Origin of the sequence: Caballeronia sp. ATUFL_F2_KS9A (assembly GCF_023630765.1) — a bacterium.
Taxonomy (GTDB): Bacteria; Pseudomonadota; Gammaproteobacteria; order Burkholderiales; family Burkholderiaceae; genus Caballeronia; species Caballeronia zhejiangensis.
In genome coordinates this window covers 62,089-80,314 of the sequence record NZ_JALQEK010000036.1, presented here as the reverse complement: position 1 = coordinate 80,314, position 18,226 = coordinate 62,089, and the positions used below count along the sequence as shown (strand labels likewise).

Genomic DNA, 18,226 nt, shown 5'->3' with positions numbered 1-18,226 from the left:
CGCCGCACAACTGAAAAAGCGGGCCATTCCCAACTTCACGGCCCACATTAAGGAGACTCCTGATGCGTACTCTGCGCCAGATCGCTGCTGTGTCCGGTATCGCTTTCGCCCTCGCCGCCGCTTCCGTATCCGCTCACGCCGAAAAGATTTCGATCATGGTCGGCGGCGCAACCAAGATCATCTATCTGCCCGCGAAGCTCACCGAGCAACTCGGCTATTTCAAGGACGAAGGGCTCGACGTCGAGATCCTGTCGCAACCCGCGGGCGTCGATGCCGAGAACGAATTGCTGGCCGGCGCGGTGCAAGGCGTCGTCGGCTTCTACGATCACACCATCGATCTGCAAAGCAAGGGCAAGGAAGTCCAGGCGCTCGTGATCTTCGGTCAGGTGCCGGGCGAAGTCGAATTGGTCTCGACGAAGCAGGCCGACAAGATCAAGAGCATGGCCGACGTGAAAGGCAAGACGCTCGGCGTGACCGGCCTCGGCTCGTCGACGAGCTTTCTGACGCAATATCTCGCGCAGCGCGCGGGCGTCACGTCGAAGGAATACACGCTGCTGCCGGTGGGCGCGGACGCGAGCTTCATCGCAGCGATCAAGCAGGAGCGCATCGATGCGGGCATGACGACCGAGCCGACCGTCTCGCAGTTGCTCAAGACCGGCGAGGCGAAGGTGCTCGTCGACATGCGCACGCTCGAAGGCACGCGCGCCGCGCTCGGCGGCACGTATCCGGCGTCGAGCTTCTACGTGCAGCGCGCGTGGGCCGAAGCGCACAAGCCCGAAGCCGCGAAGCTCGCGCGCGCGTTTGCGAAGACGCTGAATTTCATCGCGACGCATAGCGCCGAAGAAATCACCGAGAAGATGCCGAAGGACTATTACGCGAAGAACAAGGACCTGTACGTGGGCGCGCTGAAAGCCTCGCTGCCGATGTTCACGAAGGACGGCAAGATGCCCGCCGACGGTCCCGAAACCGTTCTGAAGGTGCTCGCCGCGTTCAATCCGTCGGTGAAGGGCAAGCATATCGATCTCGCGCGCACGTATTCGAACGAGTACGTGTCGGGCACGGCGACCGCGTCGAAGTGAGGCTTTCACGATGAATCAATCGAATCAACCCGCGATCGAACTGCGCCACGTATCGTGCCGCTTCATCTCGCCGGACGGCAAGGCGACGGTCGCGCTGCGCGATTTCAGCATGTCGGTCGCGAAGGGCGAATTCGTCGCGATCGTCGGGCCGACCGGCTGCGGCAAATCGACGACGCTCAGCATGATTACCGGTCTGCTCAAGCCGACGACGGGCGAAGTGCGCGTGATGGGCCAGCCGGTCGATGGCATCGATCCCCGCATCGGCTTCGTCTTTCAGGCCGATGCCGTGTTTCCTTGGCGCTCGGTGCTCGACAACGTCGCAGCCGGCCCGCTGTATCGCGGCCGCTCGAAGTCCGCCGCTTACGACGAAGCGCAGTCGTGGCTGCGCCGCGTCGGTCTCGACAAGTTCGGCAAGCACTATCCGCATCAGTTGTCGGGCGGCATGCGAAAGCGCGTCGCGCTCGCGCAGACGTTCATCAACAAGCCCGAAATCCTGTTGATGGACGAGCCGTTCTCCGCGCTCGACATGCAGACGCGCACGCTGATGCAGGACGAATTGCTGCAGCTCTGGTCGGCGAATGCGGGCTCGGTCGTGTTCGTCACGCACGATCTCGAAGAAGCGATCGCGCTCGCGGACCGCGTGTTCGTGCTGACCGCGCGCCCCGCGACGCTCAAGAAGGTCTACGAGATCGACCTGCCGCGTCCGCGCATCACGTCGGAGATTCGCTATCACCCGCGCTTCATCGAAATTTCGCGCGATATCTGGCACGACCTGCGCGAAGAAGTGCAGATCGGTTGAACCCGCCTCAAAGGAACATCACTATGTCCACGCCTCAACAAACGATGCCCTCGGGCATCGATCCCGGCACGCTCGCGCAAGTCGAACGCGAAGCGCAAAAGCGCATCAGGCAGCGCAATGCGCTCGTCATCGGGCTGCGTATCGCGGTGCTCGTGTTCGTGCTCGGCGGCTGGGAACTCTCGGCGCGCCTGCACTGGATCGATCCGTTCTTCTTCTCGATGCCGTCCGCGATCTTCGATCAGATCGTCGAATGGTTCGTCGACGGCACGTCGCAAGGACCGCTGCTCACGCAAGTCTGGGTGACGCTCGAAGAGACGATTCTCGGCTTTCTGATCGGTTCGGCCGGCGGCATTTTCTGCGGCATCGTGTTGGGCCGCAACAAGCTGCTGTCGGATGTGTTCAGCATCTACATCAAGATCGCCAATTCGATTCCGCGCGTCGTGCTCGGCTCGGTGTTCGTGATCGCGCTGGGTCTCGGCATGGCGTCGAAGGTCGCGCTCGCCGTCGTGATGGTGTTTTTCGTCGTGTTCGCGAACGCGTTCCAGGGCGTGCGCGAAGCCGACCGTTACATGATCGCGAACGCGCAGATTCTCGGCGCATCGCGACGCCAGGTGACGACCTCGGTCGTGATTCCGTCGGCGCTTTCGTGGATTCTCGCGAGCCTGCACGTCAGCTTCGGCTTCGCGCTGGTCGGCGCGGTCGTCGGCGAGTTTCTCGGATCGAAGCAGGGCATCGGCTTGCTGATCTCGACCGCGCAGGGCGCGTTCAACGCGAGCGGCGTGTTCGCGGCGATGATCGTGCTCGCGGTCGTCGCGCTCGCGGCGGATTATCTGCTGACGGCGGTCGAGCAGCGTCTGTTGAAGTGGCGGCCGACGGCGAACTGACGCGTCGAATTTCAGGCTCATAAAACGACAAACCCCACGGCGCGTGGGGTTTGTCTTTTCTGGCGTTCAGCGCAGGCCGACTTCCTTCGCCCGCTTGACGTTGCAGCCCGCGTGCTCCGTATAGACCACGCGATTCTGATTGTTGTAATACACGGACCAGCGGTCGGTGCCGTGCTTCTTGAACGCGTATTCGGTGCACAGCGAATGCCACGGTCCCCAGTTTCCGTCAGGCGGGCCGAGACTGTCCTCGACTTCCGCGCGCGTCATGCCGACCTTCACGCGGCTCATGTATTCCTGCGGATCGGGATCCTTGACGAAGGCCGAACATCCGTTCAGACCGATCAGCACCAGGGCCATGGCCACCGCGCCATACGCTTTCGATTCGAGCATCGTTTCAGCCTCGCAAAAGGTCTGAAACTAACGTCTACGGATGCGCGGAACAATCGAACTAATCCTAAAGCGTCCGGCTACGTCGCCGCACGAATTCCGCCGCGCCGATGCACGCGGCGAGCCACGCGCCGCCCGACGCGAAACCGCCGACCACATCGCCGGGAAAATGCACGCCCATCACCACGCGGCTCACGCCGATCGTCAGCACGATGAAGCACGCGAGCGCGACGATGAGCGGATCGCGGCGCGTCGGCGCGAGGCGCAGCAGCACATAGGCGCACATGCCGTAGCAGACGATCGAGCCGAACGTATGTCCGCTCGGGAACGCGAAGCTTTCGGGCAACGGCACGGTCGCGCCGGTGGGACGGTCGCGGCGCATCATCGACTTGAGCGCCTGATTGAGCAGGCCGCCCGCGCTCGTGACCGCGGCGAAATAGACGGCGAGACCGAAGCGCCGCGTCAGCAGCAGCCACGCGCACATGAGCGCCGACAGCAGCGTGAGGAACCAGGGATCGCCGAGATGCGTGAGCGCGGCGAATCCTCGCGCGGCGAATGCGGGCGTGCCGTCGCGCAGAGCGTCGACCATGCGCTGATCCGCCGATGAAAACGCCGTGCCATGCGCGATGCGCGTCGCGATGGCGATGAACACCGCCGCGCCCGTCGCGCTGACGATGCCCGCCGTAACCGCGACGGCCGCGCCGGAAGCGCGCCGTCCGCGCGCGGCGAAGGCCCACGCGACCGCTGCGAGCGCCGGGCCGGCGAAGAGCGCGATCGCGATGATCGCGGCCGCGTGGCGTTGTGCGAGCGCCGTGTATTCCATGATGTCCTGTTTTCTCCCGATCCCGATCCGTGATTACACGGCGCTCGCGGGCTCAGGACGCGGCTGCGTTGCCCTCCGCTTCGAGCGGCCGTTCCCAGCCGAACGCCTGCACGCGCGCGACGGGCTTGTCCAGGACGAGCACGCCGCAGATGCCGCCGGGCATCGGCAAAGTGAGTCCGTGCCAGTCGGCGTCTGTGTCGGCGTCTGTGTCGCCGCGCTGCGCACGCGACTTGCCGATGCGCGCCGCTTCGTCCCACATCGATTGTCTGGCGGCAGCGTCATGCGCGCCCGTCGATTCGACCGTCAAGCCAAGCCCTATTCTCGCCGATGCCACCGCGACCACGATCCAGATGCCCGAATACGCGACATCGACGTGAACCGGGCCGTCGTCATGCGGATGCGTCACGACGATGCGATCGTCCGGTTCGTCCTCGACGCCCACTTCGTGTGGCTCGCAATGGAACATGTGCGAAAGCACGAGCCGCAGCGTCGCGCGCGCGACGGAAAAGCGCCGCCCGAGCGCGGAATTCGGATGCAGCCGCGTGCGTTTTCGTTCGGCGGGACTGAGCCAGTTCCCGATATTCGATGCCGATGCGAAGCGGAATTCGCTCGGCACCAGCCACAGAAAGACTTCGCCGGGCGCGGGCGGTTCGTGGATCTGCACGCGCGATTTGGCGAGATCGTAGTAGCGCCACACGACATCGGTGACGGGAAGCGGGGAGATGCGATCGATGGAAGACATGTGCGTCAGCGGACCCGGCGGCGCGCTCACGCCGGAATAATCCGCATTTAGAACAAACTCACATTTTGGGCGCTGGAAGCTTATGGGACGCTTATCCCGCCTACGGGTGATTCCCGAGTTGAGCTTTCATCAATCCGGTCCTCAAAAATCGTCGATTCCTCCCCGCGCGACGCCCGCCGCAGAATGCCTCACATCCACCGCAACGGTGGTTGAACTGCACACATCACGCGGACACAAGGAAGGAGTCAATGGAAAAGAATCTGTTCATCGGCGAAGGCTTCGAAGGGCCGGGCGTCAATCTCGCGCACATCAACGTGCTGGTCGGCCCGCGCAACGGCCCGGCCGGTCAGGCTTTCGCGACCGCGCTCGCGACGCCGTCCGCCGGGCACGCGCCGTTCGTCGTGATCGCGCAGCCGGGCGTGCCGACCAAGCCGCTCACGCTCTATGTCAACAAGGCGCAGATCGACGGCGATTTCCACGGCAACGCGACGTGGGGCGCATCGCAGGCGGGCATCGCGAAGGCGGTCGCCGAATCGCTCGAAAACGGCACGCTGCCGCCGGAAGCGGAGAACGACTGGGTCGTCGTGTCGGCGAACTGGGTCAATCCGAAAACCGACGATCTCGACGCCGTATTCGAGAACAACTATCGCGCGTGCCGTAACGCGATCATCGCCGCGATGGAAGGCCTGCCGCGCAAGGAAGCCGTGTTCAAGGCCGCGCGCGATGTGTCGAATCCGTTCTACACGCCGAAGAAGTAAGGAGTTTTCGACAATGGAATATGTGCGTCTCGGCCAGTCCGGCCTGAAGGTTTCGCGCCTGTGCCTCGGCACGATGAACATGGGCACGCCGCAATGGAAGCCGTGGATTTTCGATGAAGCGCAAAGCGAGCCGATCGTGAAGCACGCGCTCGACTACGGCGTGAACTTCATCGACCTGGCGGATTTCTATTCGACGGGCGTCGGCGAGGAAGTTGTCGGCCGCATTCTGAAGCGGCTCGTTGCGCGCGAGGAAGTCGTCGTGACGACGAAGGTCGGCTACGACATGGCGAGCCATCCGAACGCGGGCGGCCACTCGCGCAAGCACATCATGGACGGCATCGACGGCTCCCTGAAGCGTCTCGGCATGGACTACGTCGATATCTACATGCTGCATTACTTCGACGTGAACACGCCCGTCGAAGAAACGATGCACGCGCTCGACGACATCGTGCGCGCGGGCAAGGCGCGTTACATCGGCGTATCGACGATGTATACGTGGCAGTTCGCCAAGATCATACAGGCGTGCGAGCGCCACGGCTGGCACAAGCCGATCAACATGCAGTTGCAGTTGAACGTCGCGTATCGCGAGGAAGAGCGCGAGATGATTCCGTACTGCATCGATCAGGGCGTCGGCGTGTCCGTGTTCAGTCCGCTCGCGCGCGGCCTGCTCACATCCGACGCAAAATCCACGCGCAGCCAGACCGATTTCTTCACCGCGCAAATGTATGGCGATCGCGCGTCGCAGGACATCGCGGCATCGGTCGCGCGCGTCGCGGCGCGGCGCGGCGTGCCGGCCGCGCAGATCGCGCAGGGGTGGGTGTTGAGCCGTCCCGGGATTGCGTCCATGCTCGTCGGCGCGGATTCGCCGGCGCAATTCGACAGCGCCTTCGCCGCGCTGGACACGAAGCTCGACGACGACGAACTGCACGAGCTGGAGCGCAACTACACGCCGTGCGATCTCATCAACGACTACACGGCGGGGCGGCGCATCGCGCGCGAGGCGCGTGCGGCGCAAGGCGTGTTCGAACAAGCGATGGAGCGCGCGGCATGATCGATCTGATGCGGACGAATCACTACATCGACGGCACATGGCGCGAAAGCGCGGGCACGTATCCCGTGCGCAATCCGGCGACGGGCGAGTCCATCGCGAACGTCGCGCGCGGCGGTCGTGCCGAAGCGCAGCAGGCGATCGATGCCGCGAAGCGCGCCTTCCCCGCATGGCGCGCGCTGACCGCGAAGGAACGCAGCGCGCGCGTGAAGCGTTGGGGCGAACTGATGCTCGCCAATCGCAACACGCTCGCCGAACTGCTGACTCGCGAACAAGGCAAGCCGCTTGCCGAAGCGCTCGGTGAAGTCGCTTACGCGGCGAGTTTCTTCGAATGGTTCGCGGAAGAAGCGAAGCGCAGCTACGGCGACATCATCCCGAGTCCGAAGCCGAACGCGAAGATCGTCGTGACGCGCGAGCCGGTCGGCGTCGTCGCCGCCATCACGCCGTGGAATTTCCCGCTCGCGATGATCACGCGCAAAGCCGGTCCCGCGCTGGCCGCGGGCTGCACGATGGTGCTGAAGCCGTCCGAGGAAACGCCGCTGTCCGCGCTCGCGCTGGCGGTGCTCGCGGAGCAAGCAGGCATTCCGGCAGGCGTGTTCAACGTCGTGTCGGGCGATGTGGTCGCCATCGGCGAGACGCTGACCGCATCGCCCGATGTGCGCAAGCTCTCGTTCACCGGCTCGACGCGCGTCGGCAAGCTGCTCGCGAAGCAATCGGCGGATACGTTGAAGAAGCTGTCGCTGGAACTCGGCGGCAACGCGCCCTTCATCGTGTTCGACGACGCCGATATCGACGCCGCCGTGCAAGGCGCGATCGCGTCGAAGTTCCGCAATACCGGGCAGACGTGCGTGTGCGTGAACCGCTTCTACGTGCAGGACGGCGTCTACGATGCCTTCACGCAAACGCTGACGCGCGCCGTGCACAAGCTGCGCGTCGGCAACGGGCTCGAAGGCGAGTTCGATCAGGGGCCGCTCATCAACGAAGCCGCGCTGACGAAGGTGCAAGCCCATGTCGCCGATGCCGTGAGCAAAGGCGCGAAGGTGCTGACGGGTGGCAAGCCGCACGCGCTCGGCGGCACGTTCTACGAGCCGACGGTGCTCGCGGACGCCACGCCTTCGATGCTCATCGCCGATGAGGAAACCTTCGGTCCGGTCGCCGCGTGCTTCCGCTTCGCGACGGAAGAAGACGTCATCGCCGCCGCGAACGACACGCCGTACGGCCTTTCCGCGTACTTCTACACGCGCGATCTGGGCCGCGCGTGGCGTGTCGCGGAGGCGCTGGAGAGCGGCATGGTCGGCATCAACGAAGGCATCATCTCGACGGAAGTCGCGCCGTTCGGCGGCGTGAAGCAGTCGGGACTGGGCCGCGAAGGTTCCAAGTACGGACTCGATGAATACACGGAACTCAAGTACATGATGATGGCCGGACTCGGCCGCTGAATCATCGCCATACCGCGCATGCACGAAACATAACGCTATCGCGTGCGCGGTTTTCTTGCGGCGTCGACGCGCCGCTCCACTCGAGGTGGAGGAGATACTCTTGGACATGCAAAGCCTGAGCGCGCAGCCGCTCGCCCCGGGCGCCGCCGCGCCCGTCGATACGACGCGCAATCGCGTCGCGCTCGACGATGTGCCGCTGAACCGTTTCCACATCAAGATCGCGGGCCTCACGTTCGGCGCGCACTTCACCGAAGGTTATGCGCTCGGCACGATCGGTTATGCGCTGTCGTCGCTCAACAAACAGATTCCGCTCGATGCGTTCTGGATGGGCCTGCTCGGTTCATCCGCGCTGATCGGCATTTTTCTCGGCAGTCTCGTGTTCGGCTGGCTTTCGGACAAGCTCGGACGTCAGAAGATTTTCCTGTTGAGCTTCATCATCATCACGGCGGCCGCGTTCGCGCAGTTCTATGCGACGACGCCCGCGATGCTCGTCGGCTTGCGCGTGCTGATCGGCTTCGGCATGGGCGGCGATTTCGCGGTCGGTCATGCGATTCTCGCGGAGTTCTCGCCGCGCAAGCATCGCGGCGTGCTGCTCGGCTCGTTCAGCGTGATCTGGACGATCGGCTATGTGATCGCGAACGTGCTCGGCATGCATTACGCCGACGCGACGCCCGATGCGTGGCGCTGGCTGCTGGCCTCCGCCGGCGTGCCGGCGTTTCTGGTGCTCATCATGCGCGTGGGCACGCCGGAATCGCCGCGCTGGCTGCTCGGCAAAGGCCGCGTCGATGAGGCGATGCGCATCGTGCGCAAGCACTTCGGCCCGAACGTCACGCTCGAAGCCGATACGGGCGAGCATTTCGCGGGCAAGGGCGGCTTCGCGCGGCTCTTCAAGCCGGATCTGATTCGCCGCACGGTCTTCAATTGCGCGTTTTTCGTGTGCCTCGTGATTCCGTACTTTGCGATCTACACGTTCCTGCCGAGCATTCTCACGGCGATCCGTCTGCCCGAAGGATCGGGCGCCGATCTGCTGCTCAATGGCTTTCTCGTGCTCGGTGCGCTGATCGGCATCTGGCTGACCATCAAGCTGTCGCGGCGCTCGTTCCTGATCGGGTCGTTCGCGGTGTGCTGCCTGTCGCTGTTTGCGTTGAGCGTGCTGCCGTCGTCGGCGAATGTGGGGATGATCGTTGCGTTCGGCGTCTTCACGCTGACGATGTCGGCATTCTCGAATCTCGTCGGCGTGTTTCCGCCGGAGTGCTTTCCGACCGAGGCGCGGGCGTGCGGTGTGGGACTGTCGATCGCGTGCAGCAGGTTGGGATCGGCGGTGGGGACGTTTCTTTTGCCTATCGGGATCGCGCAGGCCGGCGTGCAGATGACGATGCTCGCGCTTGCGGCGGTGTTGCTCGTCGGGATGATCGTGTCGATCGCGTGGGCGCCGGAGACGAAGCATCTGACGTTGAGTGAGGCGAGTGGGGGGTGAGACCAAGTGCAGTAACGCGCGGCAACGGAAACGTTGCCGCGTTTCATGGCAGATTCGGAATAAACGCGTCGAGGCCGTCCGACATAGTTGTTACCTTTGAGGTGAGCGCCGAGAGGACAAGGCGCGAAGCGGGACGTTGACTCGCGTCATTGCCGACAGAGATTTTCCTGTCATTTGACAGTCTCGTCATTCTGAACATCTCGATCGTTTTCGCCATGAGCTATATCAGTTCAAACTACAAGAACTCACCCTCGGCGCGGCTGAACACTTGGGTATGCGCCCCATGATCCGCACACGGTCCTTACGACGATGCGCCACCCGATGGTCGCACTGGCCACCCGGACTATTGCGGCGGATGCGTCTCCTATGTCAAGCAAGTATGTCCGTCGCTGCCGGCCACGATTGCATGGAAAAAAGGAGCTGCTGTTAAAAACAACCCGCACATCGTTGAGGGGACCGTCATCGCCACATTCGACAATCACCGACACTTCCACGGGCACGCTGCAATCTATGTCAGTCAGAGTCCCGTCGGCGTAACGGTATATGACCAATACGCGCATCCGCCCAAGCCCATTGGACCGCGCATCTTGCGCTGGGGCCAAGGCTCCGACGTCAACAACGGAGACAAATTCTATGTCGTCGAGTAAGACGCTCGCCTGTCTGACGACATTGCTCCTCGCCGCAAGCGTCAGCGGACTCGCGAAGGCGGAAGCGATCGCCTGTCCTGCGTTGCCGGGCACGCATCTCCAATACGTCGCGGCCTTCGACGGAAAGCCTGAAGAACACGTCCGGCTCATTGCGGATCATGGCGATGCCAAGCGGGGCTATTGGAAACTCGGCTACGTCTACGATCACGGCCGCTCAGTGACCGTTCAGTGCGTCTACGCCAACAAGGAAACGCGGGACTTCACTCTTGAGAAGCGAGTCGATGAGTGCCGATATCGGATCGACGAGCCAGGATCCGCCGAACTCGATTGCACGTAACGCGAAGGCGAAGGCCGCGCACTCAATCCCGCGCCGCCTTCGCTCCCTCCCCGCGCAGCCATTCCGCGAACGCCTGCACGGAATCCGCCCCGGCGAACGAAGGCGCGATATCCAGCCAATATCCGTAAGGCCCTGTCGACTCCACCGGCGACAGCAGAACGAGCGACCCGTCATGCAGTTCATCGGCGATCATGTTGCGATCGACGACCGCCAGCCCCGATCCCGCGCGCGCCGCGTGAATCGCCTGATCGAGTGTCGAGAACTCGATGCCGTTCTCGCCGAACGCGCGCGGCAAACCGGCGGCATCGAGCCAGTTGGGCCAGAGCGTGAGCCGCGCATCGTTGTGCAGCACATGCAGCGCGGGCAGCCGCTTCAGCAGCGCTTCGACCGGCTGCCCCGCCAACTTCATCGCGCCGACGAGCACATGCCGCTCGATGAACAGCAGCTCCGACCGATGATCCGCCCGCGCCTCGTATCCGAAGCGAATGCTGCACTGACGGTCTTCGACGGCATCGGTGCGAACGGAGAGATCGATGTCGGGCACGGCGTCCATTAGCGAACCCAGTCGCGGCGAGAGCCAGCGCGTCGCGAAAGTCGGCGGCGCGATCACGGTCAGACGCTTGCGCTCGCTGCGTTGCACGTTGGAAAGCGAACGCGTGACGCGCTCGATCGAATCGAACGCCTCCGACAGGCAAGCAAGCAATTCCGCGCCCTGTTTCGTAAGCCGGATGCCCTTGTGATCGCGATCGAAAAGCTTCGTGCCGAGCGCATCTTCGAGCAGGCGAATTTGACGGCTGACCGCGCCCGGCGTCACGCACAACGCCGCCGCCGACTTGTTGAAGCTCATGTGGCGCGCGCTTTCCTCGAAAAAGCGCAACGCGGTCAGAGATGGCAAGCGCCGCACGGTCGGCTCCCTCAGACGAACGCGCTACGCTTGCCGCCGAGCGCCTGCGTCTGTTTCCCGATCTCGCCGCGCAGCCATTCACGAAACAGCGCGACTTGCGGCGCGTCGTCCTGGCCGGTGCGCGTCACAAGCCAGTAAGACTGATGCCCGTCCACTTCGACATCGACGATCGGCACGAGCGTCCCCTGCCGCAACTCGTGCCCGATCATGTGGCGATCGGCGATGGTGACGCCGAGGCCGTCGGTGGCCGCGCGAATCGCGTTGTCGAGCAGATCGAACTCGTAGCCGCCGCGTGTATCGACATTGTCGATGTTCGCCGCCTTGAGCCAGTGCTGCCACGTCAGATAGCGCTGATCGCTCGCCGCGAGCACATGCAGCAGCGTGAACGCGTTCAGATCGATGCCGGTCGTATCGCACTCGGCGAGCAGCGCGGGCGAGCACACGGCGATATGCCGCTCGTTCATCAGCAACTCATTGTCGAGGCCGTCCCATTCGCCATTGCCGAAGCGGATGGCGCAGTCGAGTGCGCCCGATTCGACGAGATCGTCCTTCAGGCGCGTAGTCAGCGTGATTTCGAGTTCCGGCGCGGCGGCGCGCAGCGATTGCAGCCGCGGCATCAGCCAGCGGCGCGCGAAGGTAGGCGGCGCATTGACGCGCAAGCGCGTCAGATGAGTCTTTTCCTGAATGCTGCGCACCGTGAGTTCGATGCGATCGAACGACATTCTGAGCGCCTGCAGCAAGAGCCGCCCCGTCGCCGACAACTCCAGATAATGATGGCGGCGCAACAGCAGCGGTTCGCCGAGCTGCGTTTCGAGCTGACGCACCTGCCGGCTCACCGCGCTTTGCGTCACATGCAGCATTTCGGCCGCGCGCGTGAAGCTGCCGGTGTGCCCGGCGACTTCGAAAGCCCTGAGCGCATTCAGGGCAGGCATTTTTCGCTTCAATTCCGTCTCCTCTTCCTGGCGTTCGACGGGCGCATTGAACACGTATCCGCGCCGGAACGTATCGCTCTTGGGCGACATTTTACGAATCGAGGCAAATTATGCCGCTTCGGGGCGCGAAGACGTTTCATGTCTCGCGCCCGCGTGCATCACGCGATCGCGGCAGGCTCCGCAGGCGCCGACACCTGTTCGATGACCGTGCGGGCATCGTCGAGAATCATGTCCGCGCCTTTCTCCGCGACCATCATCACCGGCGCGTTGAGATTGCCCGACGTGATGTTCGGAAAGATCGACGCATCGACGATGCGCAAGCCTTGCATGCCATGCACGCGCAGGCGCTCGTCGACGACCGCGGTGCGCGCGTCCGGTCCCATCGCGCAGGAACCGCACAGGTGATAGATCGAGCCCGACTGCTCGCGGAAATACTCGAGCATGTCGGCATCGCTTTCGACTTGCGGTCCCGGCGAAATCTCTTCTGCCGTAATCGCCTGCAGCGCGGCCGAACTCATGATCTTGCGCACGAGCTTGCTGCCCTGCACCGCTTCGCGGATGTCCTTCGGCGTCGTCAGCGCGTTGATGCTGATCTTCGCGGCATCTTCCACGCGGTTCGACGCGATTTCGATCGATCCGCGGCTCGTCGGACGGCACGGATTGAAGCACAGCAGGAAGCCCGAATACGGCTCGGGTTCGAGCTGCGCCTTGCTGCTCTTCGGAATCCGATAGGAAAGCGGATTGAAATAGAGCTGCAGGTTCGGCTCTTTCTCGTCGTCATCGCCTTTGAAGAAGCCGCCCGACTGGTTCACGCTCATCGAGAGCGGGCCCTTGCGCGATGTCAGATACCGCATCGCCGCCTTGACCTTGCCGAAGAGCGAGGAGAGTTCGTCGTTCAGCGTCGGCACCGTCGCGCGATAGTAGAAGCTCACGCACAAGTGATCCTGCAGATTCTTGCCGACCGCCGGCAACTCGTGCACGACCGGAATGCCGTGGTTCGCGAGCAGCGCCGCGTCGCCGAGACCGGAAAGCTGCATGAGCTTCGGCGTATCGACCGCGCCCGCCGACAGAATCACCTCGCGCTTCGCGCGGAACTGCAGCGATTCGCCGTTGCGCGTGGCGATGACGCCGGTCGCGCGCTTGCCGTCGAACGTCACGCGGCTCACGCTGACATTGCTCTCCACGCGCAGATTCTTGCGCCCGAGCACCGGATGCAGATACTCGAAGCTGCTCGACGAACGCTCGCCATTGCGCGCGTTGATGTCATACACGGTCGCGCCTTCGTAATCGGGGCCGTTGATGTCGCCGGTCACGGGAAAGCCCGCTTGCCGCGCGCCTTCGAGGAACGTGCCGCAGATCGCGTGCGCGCCCTCTTTCATCGACGAAATGCTGATCTTGCCGTTCGCGCCGTGATACGGCGTGTCGCCGGCCCAGTGCGATTCGAGGCGGCGGAAATACGGCAGCACGTCCCGATAGCCCCAGCCCGCGTTGCCGGCGCGCGCCCAGTCGTCGAAATCGTGCGGCTGGCCGCGCACGTAGATCATCGCGTTGATCGAGCCGGAGCCGCCCTGCACCTTGCCGCGCGGGCAATACAGCGAGCGGTCCTTCAGTTGCGCTTCCGGCTCGCTGTAGTACATCCAGTTGTATTGCGGGTTGTAGTAGGTCTTCGTGAAGCCGACCGGCACCTTGAACCAGAACGAATCGTCCTTGCCGCCCGCTTCGAGCAGCAGCACCGAATGCTCGCCGGACTCGGTGAGACGATTGGCGAGCACGCAGCCCGCCGATCCCGCACCCACGATGATGTAATCGAATTCCATGTTTTCTGCTTTTCCGTTCAGCCCTTGGCGGGCGCGAGATCTTTCACGTCGGCGGGCTTCGCGGCCATCTGCAGATGCAGACGCTCGCCCGTGTACGGCGTATGCGCGCGCACGACGTCCATGTTCAGTTCGACGCCCAGGCCCGGCTCCGTCGACGGAATGATGTAGCCGTCTTCCCAGCGAATCTTCGTCTTGAGCACTTCCGCGTGGAATCCGCCCCACGTCTCGATGCTTTCCTGAATCAGGAAGTTCGGCGAGCACGCGGCGATCTGAATGCTCGCCGCCGCGCCGACCGGACCGTTGTAAAGATGCGGCGCGATCTGCGCGTAGTACACCTCGGCGAGACTCGCGATCTTCTTCGCTTCGAGCAGACCGCCGACGCGTCCCACGTTGAATTGCAGGATCGACGCGGCTTTCGCTTCGAGCAGCTTGAAGAACTCGTACTTCGTCGTGAGGCGCTCGCCGGCCGCGATCGGAATGCTGGTTTTCGCGGCGACTTGCGCCATCGCGTCTTCCTGTCCCGGCGGCACCGGTTCCTCGAACCACAGCGGATCGAACTTCTCGAGGCGCTGCGCAAGACGGATCGCCGACGACGGCACCATCTGACCATGCGTGCCGAACAGCAGATCGGCCTTGCTGCCGACCGCCTCGCGCACCTTGCGGCAGAACGTCTCGCAGCGGTCCATCACTTCGAGCGAAATCTGATGCCCCGAATACGCGGTGTACGGGCCGGCCGGATCGAACTTGACGGCCGTGAAGCCGAGCGCGACGTTGTGCGCGGCGCATTCGGCGGCGAGATCGGGATCGTCGTAGTCGTATTCGCCGCGCGCGTTCTTCGGATAGAGATACGTGTACGAACGCAGACGTTCATGCACGCGTCCGCCGAGCAGTTCGTAGACGGGCTTGCCCGCCGCCTTGCCGATGATGTCCCAGCACGCCATTTCGAGGCCGCTGACGACGCCCATCATCGTGAGATCGGGGCGCTGCGTGAAGCCGCTCGAATACGCCTCGCGATAGAAGCGCTCGACATGATGCGGATCGTGACCGAGCAGATAGCGCTCGAACACGTCTTCGATGATCGGCGCCATCGCTTTCGGATGGAACGTCGCCGAATAAATCTCGCCGACGCCCTCGATGCCGCAGTCCGTGCGCAGCTTCACGAAAATCCAGTACATGCCGCCGATATGCGGCGGCGGCACGGCGACGATATGTGTTTCCAGTGCGGCGATCTTCACTGTTGCGCTCCCAGCTTCCTGAGTCGAAGTTTGAACATGATGGCCGCCACGCCGCCGAGCGCGGACATGAAGGCGATATAACCGAAGTACAGCTGATATCCGTACACGCCCGGATAGTTCTGCGTCAGATAGCCGTTGATGAGCGGCAGCACCGCATCGGGCGAATAGCCGACGACGGACACGAGGCCGATCGCGAGGCCCATCGTTTCGGCGGGCACCTTGCATTGATCGAGCAGCGACCAGTAAAGCCCGCGAATCGCGTACGTCATCACGCCGATGAACAGCACGAGCACCGCGACGAGCACATGGCTCGAAATGCCGGGCGCGGCCATCAGCACGATGAGCGCGGCGGATGCGGAGAAGAGCGCGACGATGAGCACGGTCGTCTTCGAGAAGCGATCGCCGAGAAAGCCGCCGCCGATGCCGCCGATCGGGCGCATCCAGAGTTTCAGCGTCGTGATGAAGCCGGCCAGAACCACCGACTGCCCGATCTCCTTCTCATGCAGATAAGCGGAGAAACTGTAAGTCGACCAGAAGACCTGATAGCCGCAGAAGACGATCGCGGAAAGCAGCGCGAGTTGCGGATTCTTCATCAGCGAGATGAGATCGCGCAGCACATTGCGCTTTTCGCGCTTCGCCGCAGCCGCCGCCTGCGCGCCTTGCGGATCGCGCACGAGGCCGAGCACGACGCCGAGCCCGATGCACAGGAACGCGTACATGTAGACGACGAGCCGGAAGCCCGCGACCGTCGAATCGCCGCGCGTCTGCGTGACCCAGGCGAACAGCCCGATCGCGATGGTCGCGAGCAGCGCTTCGATCAGGCCGCGCCCGCCGTCGAGAAAGCCGAAGAAGCGGCCTTGCTCGTCGGCGGCGGCGATCGTCTGCACGCGCTTGATGATCGCGGCCCAGAACGTGAGGCCGGTCGTGAGGCCCCATCCGCCGAAGATCACGATCAGCGAGGCGAACGACGGCGCGGTGGAATACCACAGCCCGAGCGCGCCCGTCGCGATCAGCGAGAAGCTGATGAGCAGGCGCGGCGCGACGCGATCCGCGAGCCAGCCGCTCGGCAAATAGCACACGAGGAAGATCGTGCCGAGCGCGGAGTAGAGATAGCCGAGTTGCGCTTCGGTGATATGGAAGACTTCGAGCATCGTCGGCTGATACACCTGCCGCAGATACAGAATCGGATAGATGGCGCCGGCGGCGATGACGAGCAGCGCGAGCTGGATATAGCGGTCGGCGCGCGTGCCTTCGCGCGGCGTCGCCACGCTTTGGCCGGATTGAGCGGGATTCGATGACACAGGCGTGCTCCTCGAAGGGCAGCGGCGCGCGGCGTGCGGACGCCGCGCGGCTGGGCCTTCACTATGTTTTTGTAGAGGGTGAGAAAAGGAATGCGGCCGGAAACGGCCGCGAGAATCAGTACTTCATGACGACGAGACGCGTCTGCGTGAACTCGAGCATGCCGTGCTTGCCGTCGTCGCCGCCGATGCCGGAGCGCTTCCAGCCGGCGTGAAAACCTTGATACGGATCGGCGGGCGTGCGGTTGATGTACAACTCGCCCGCTTCGATCGAATTCGCGACCTTCATCGCCGTGCGGTAGTTCTCGGTGTAGAGCACCGACGAAAGGCCGAACTGATGATCGTTCGCCATCGCGATCGCTTCGTCGATCGTCGCGTACTTCAGCACCGCGAGCACCGGGCCGAACGTCTCTTCCTGCACGATTTCCATGTCCTGACGGCAGTTCGACAGCAGCGTCGGCGGATAGAAAAAGCCCTTGCGGTCCGGCACTTCGCCGCCGGTTTCCAGCGTGGCGCCCGCTTCGATCGCGCGGCGGACCATCGCGTGAATGCCGTCGCGCGACGCCTTGTTCACGAGCGGACCCATGTGGCTCGCGTCCTCGTAGCGATCGCCGATCGCCTTCGCCTTCATCTGCTCGCGCAGCAGGCCGACGAATTCGTCGTGGATGCGCTCGTGCACATAGACGCGTTCGATCGCCGTGCAAAGCTGACCGCTGTGCGTGAGCTTCGATGCGACGAGTTCGCGCGCGGCCTTCTGCAGATCGGCGTCCGGCTCGACGATCGCGGGCGTCTTGCCGCCCAGTTCCAGCGAAGGTTTAGCGATGTTCGCCTTGCAGTATTCGAGCACCTTGCGGCCCGCGTTGACGCTGCCCGTCAAGGTAATCATGCCGACCTTCGGATGCGTGCAGACGACCCCGGCGGTCGCGTGATCCATCGCGAGCACATTGATGACGCCGGCGGGCAAGGCCGCGCGCTCGACGGCGCGCGCCAGTTCGAACGCCGACAGCGGCGTGTTGTTGCTCGGACGCACGACGACCGTGTTGCCCGCGATCAGCGCCGGCGCGACCTTGCGCATCAGCGTGTAGATGGGGAAGTTGAACGGAATCAGGCACGCGACAATGCCGATCGGCTCGCGATGCAGCACGAGATTTTCGTTCGGCGTATCGCTCGGAATGACTTCGCCTTCGATGCGGCGCGCCCATTCCGCGTGATAGCGCGTGATCTGCGCGGCGTAGACGGCTTCGTTGGTCGCGTCGAGCAGGCTCTTGCCGGACTCGGCCGCGAGCGCCGCGCCGATATCGGCGGAGGCTTCGACGATGGCATCCGCGAGGCGCTGCATATGCGCGCCGCGCTCCGCGGCAGGCATCGCGCGCCACAGACGTTGCGCGTCGGCGGCCTGATCGACGGCGAGCAGCGCCTGCTCGCGCGACGCATTGTGAACGTGGCCCAGCACCTCTTCGGTCGCGGGATTCAGGACGGCGGTGACGTCATCGCTCACGGGCTCGATGAAACGTCCGTTCACAAAATTGCGTTCTGGCTTCATGTGGCGGTTTCCTTGATCGCTGCGCGCCACGACGCCCGGCCGCCGGGAAATCGGACGACCGCTGCGACAAGGCAACG

At 63.8% G+C, this 18,226-nt stretch carries 18 protein-coding genes; 9 read left to right on the top strand and 9 right to left on the bottom strand.

Annotated elements, in window-relative coordinates; genetic code table 11:
• The first annotated feature begins 62 nt into the window (after nucleotides 1-62).
• Genes NCS67_RS24635 through NCS67_RS24625 form a run of 3 tightly spaced genes read left to right on the top strand, consistent with a single transcriptional unit; the run spans nucleotide 63 to nucleotide 2,762 of the window.
• The gene (locus NCS67_RS24635; protein ID WP_008347292.1) at nucleotides 63-1,079 is read left to right on the top strand and encodes an ABC transporter substrate-binding protein; all 1,017 of its coding nucleotides are present in this window, start codon (nucleotides 63-65) and stop codon (nucleotides 1,077-1,079) included.
• A 10-nt stretch (nucleotides 1,080-1,089) separates the two neighbouring features.
• Entirely contained in the window at nucleotides 1,090-1,878 is a 789-nt protein-coding gene (locus tag NCS67_RS24630; protein ID WP_008347290.1) for an ABC transporter ATP-binding protein, read from the top strand.
• 23 nt (nucleotides 1,879-1,901) lie between these two features.
• The gene (locus tag NCS67_RS24625; protein WP_008347288.1) at nucleotides 1,902-2,762 is read left to right on the top strand and encodes an ABC transporter permease; all 861 of its coding nucleotides are present in this window, start codon (nucleotides 1,902-1,904) and stop codon (nucleotides 2,760-2,762) included.
• A gap of 66 nt (nucleotides 2,763-2,828) precedes the next feature.
• On the opposite strand, the gene NCS67_RS24620 is transcribed toward NCS67_RS24625, so the two are convergent.
• The 3 genes from NCS67_RS24620 to NCS67_RS24610 form a co-directional block, all read right to left on the bottom strand.
• Complete coding sequence (locus NCS67_RS24620; protein ID WP_008347287.1) at nucleotides 2,829-3,152, bottom strand: outer membrane protein assembly factor BamE; 324 nt, start codon at nucleotides 3,150-3,152, stop codon at nucleotides 2,829-2,831.
• Nucleotides 3,153-3,216: 64 nt separating this feature from the next.
• Nucleotides 3,217-3,972 carry a phosphatase PAP2 family protein gene (locus NCS67_RS24615; protein WP_008347285.1) on the bottom strand — a complete coding sequence of 252 codons (756 nt, stop codon included), beginning with the start codon at nucleotides 3,970-3,972 and terminating at the stop codon, nucleotides 3,217-3,219.
• Nucleotides 3,973-4,024: 52 nt separating this feature from the next.
• Nucleotides 4,025-4,714, bottom strand: coding sequence for a 4'-phosphopantetheinyl transferase family protein (locus NCS67_RS24610; RefSeq protein ID WP_250437001.1), 690 nt, complete (start codon nucleotides 4,712-4,714; stop codon nucleotides 4,025-4,027).
• 248 nt (nucleotides 4,715-4,962) lie between these two features.
• Here NCS67_RS24610 and fae point away from each other — a divergent pair, with 248 nt between their 5' ends.
• The 6 genes from fae to NCS67_RS24580 all read left to right on the top strand — a co-directional run bounded on the left by fae (nucleotide 4,963) and on the right by NCS67_RS24580 (nucleotide 10,420).
• On the top strand, nucleotides 4,963-5,472 hold the full coding sequence (gene fae / locus NCS67_RS24605) for a formaldehyde-activating enzyme (RefSeq protein WP_008347281.1): 510 nt from the start codon (nucleotides 4,963-4,965) through the stop codon (nucleotides 5,470-5,472).
• Between the two features lie 13 nt (nucleotides 5,473-5,485).
• The gene (locus NCS67_RS24600) at nucleotides 5,486-6,523 is read left to right on the top strand and encodes an aldo/keto reductase (protein ID WP_250437000.1); all 1,038 of its coding nucleotides are present in this window, start codon (nucleotides 5,486-5,488) and stop codon (nucleotides 6,521-6,523) included.
• Nucleotides 6,520-7,959, top strand: a complete 1,440-nt coding sequence (locus NCS67_RS24595) for an NAD-dependent succinate-semialdehyde dehydrogenase (RefSeq protein WP_250436999.1) — start codon at nucleotides 6,520-6,522, stop codon at nucleotides 7,957-7,959. Before NCS67_RS24600 ends, NCS67_RS24595 begins: the two co-directional genes overlap by 4 nt.
• A 106-nt stretch (nucleotides 7,960-8,065) precedes the next feature.
• Complete coding sequence (locus NCS67_RS24590) at nucleotides 8,066-9,436, top strand: MFS transporter (protein ID WP_250437074.1); 1,371 nt, start codon at nucleotides 8,066-8,068, stop codon at nucleotides 9,434-9,436.
• Nucleotides 9,437-9,825: 389 nt separating this feature from the next.
• On the top strand, nucleotides 9,826-10,083 hold the full coding sequence (locus NCS67_RS24585) for a BPSL0067 family protein (RefSeq protein WP_284504156.1): 258 nt from the start codon (nucleotides 9,826-9,828) through the stop codon (nucleotides 10,081-10,083).
• Nucleotides 10,070-10,420, top strand: coding sequence for an STY0301 family protein (locus tag NCS67_RS24580; protein WP_008347274.1), 351 nt, complete (start codon nucleotides 10,070-10,072; stop codon nucleotides 10,418-10,420). Before NCS67_RS24585 ends, NCS67_RS24580 begins: the two co-directional genes overlap by 14 nt.
• 22 nt (nucleotides 10,421-10,442) lie before the next feature.
• On the opposite strand, the gene NCS67_RS24575 is transcribed toward NCS67_RS24580, so the two are convergent.
• The 6 genes from NCS67_RS24575 to aldA all read right to left on the bottom strand — a co-directional run bounded on the left by NCS67_RS24575 (nucleotide 10,443) and on the right by aldA (nucleotide 18,149).
• On the bottom strand, nucleotides 10,443-11,324 hold the full coding sequence (locus tag NCS67_RS24575) for a LysR substrate-binding domain-containing protein (RefSeq protein WP_175982054.1): 882 nt from the start codon (nucleotides 11,322-11,324) through the stop codon (nucleotides 10,443-10,445).
• Nucleotides 11,325-11,335: 11 nt separating this feature from the next.
• Nucleotides 11,336-12,256: a LysR substrate-binding domain-containing protein gene (locus NCS67_RS24570; protein WP_033535896.1), complete on the bottom strand. Its 921-nt coding sequence runs from the start codon at nucleotides 12,254-12,256 to the stop codon at nucleotides 11,336-11,338.
• A 158-nt stretch (nucleotides 12,257-12,414) separates the two neighbouring features.
• The gene (locus NCS67_RS24565; RefSeq protein WP_250436998.1) at nucleotides 12,415-14,073 is read right to left on the bottom strand and encodes a GMC family oxidoreductase; all 1,659 of its coding nucleotides are present in this window, start codon (nucleotides 14,071-14,073) and stop codon (nucleotides 12,415-12,417) included.
• A gap of 17 nt (nucleotides 14,074-14,090) precedes the next feature.
• Nucleotides 14,091-15,308: a mandelate racemase/muconate lactonizing enzyme family protein gene (locus NCS67_RS24560; protein WP_008347267.1), complete on the bottom strand. Its 1,218-nt coding sequence runs from the start codon at nucleotides 15,306-15,308 to the stop codon at nucleotides 14,091-14,093.
• Nucleotides 15,305-16,609 (bottom strand): MFS transporter, encoded by a 1,305-nt coding sequence (locus NCS67_RS24555; protein WP_250436997.1) that lies wholly within the window; start codon nucleotides 16,607-16,609, stop codon nucleotides 15,305-15,307. The genes NCS67_RS24560 and NCS67_RS24555 overlap by 4 nt, the downstream gene beginning before the upstream one ends.
• A gap of 115 nt (nucleotides 16,610-16,724) precedes the next feature.
• The gene (aldA, locus tag NCS67_RS24550; RefSeq protein WP_250436996.1) at nucleotides 16,725-18,149 is read right to left on the bottom strand and encodes an aldehyde dehydrogenase; all 1,425 of its coding nucleotides are present in this window, start codon (nucleotides 18,147-18,149) and stop codon (nucleotides 16,725-16,727) included.
• Between the last annotated feature and the right edge of the window lie 77 nt (nucleotides 18,150-18,226).

Coding starts and splice junctions, on each gene's coding strand:
- NCS67_RS24635 (WP_008347292.1), top strand. CDS start 63: ATGCGTACTCTGCGCCAGATCGCTGCTGTGTCCGGTATCGCTTTCGCC.
- NCS67_RS24630 (WP_008347290.1), top strand. CDS start 1,090: ATGAATCAATCGAATCAACCCGCGATCGAACTGCGCCACGTATCGTGC.
- NCS67_RS24625 (WP_008347288.1), top strand. CDS start 1,902: ATGTCCACGCCTCAACAAACGATGCCCTCGGGCATCGATCCCGGCACG.
- NCS67_RS24620 (WP_008347287.1), bottom strand. CDS start 3,152: ATGCTCGAATCGAAAGCGTATGGCGCGGTGGCCATGGCCCTGGTGCTG.
- NCS67_RS24615 (WP_008347285.1), bottom strand. CDS start 3,972: ATGGAATACACGGCGCTCGCACAACGCCACGCGGCCGCGATCATCGCG.
- NCS67_RS24610 (WP_250437001.1), bottom strand. CDS start 4,714: ATGTCTTCCATCGATCGCATCTCCCCGCTTCCCGTCACCGATGTCGTG.
- fae (WP_008347281.1), top strand. CDS start 4,963: ATGGAAAAGAATCTGTTCATCGGCGAAGGCTTCGAAGGGCCGGGCGTC.
- NCS67_RS24600 (WP_250437000.1), top strand. CDS start 5,486: ATGGAATATGTGCGTCTCGGCCAGTCCGGCCTGAAGGTTTCGCGCCTG.
- NCS67_RS24595 (WP_250436999.1), top strand. CDS start 6,520: ATGATCGATCTGATGCGGACGAATCACTACATCGACGGCACATGGCGC.
- NCS67_RS24590 (WP_250437074.1), top strand. CDS start 8,066: ATGCAAAGCCTGAGCGCGCAGCCGCTCGCCCCGGGCGCCGCCGCGCCC.
- NCS67_RS24580 (WP_008347274.1), top strand. CDS start 10,070: ATGTCGTCGAGTAAGACGCTCGCCTGTCTGACGACATTGCTCCTCGCC.
- NCS67_RS24570 (WP_033535896.1), bottom strand. CDS start 12,256: ATGCCTGCCCTGAATGCGCTCAGGGCTTTCGAAGTCGCCGGGCACACC.
- NCS67_RS24565 (WP_250436998.1), bottom strand. CDS start 14,073: ATGGAATTCGATTACATCATCGTGGGTGCGGGATCGGCGGGCTGCGTG.
- aldA (WP_250436996.1), bottom strand. CDS start 18,149: ATGAAGCCAGAACGCAATTTTGTGAACGGACGTTTCATCGAGCCCGTG.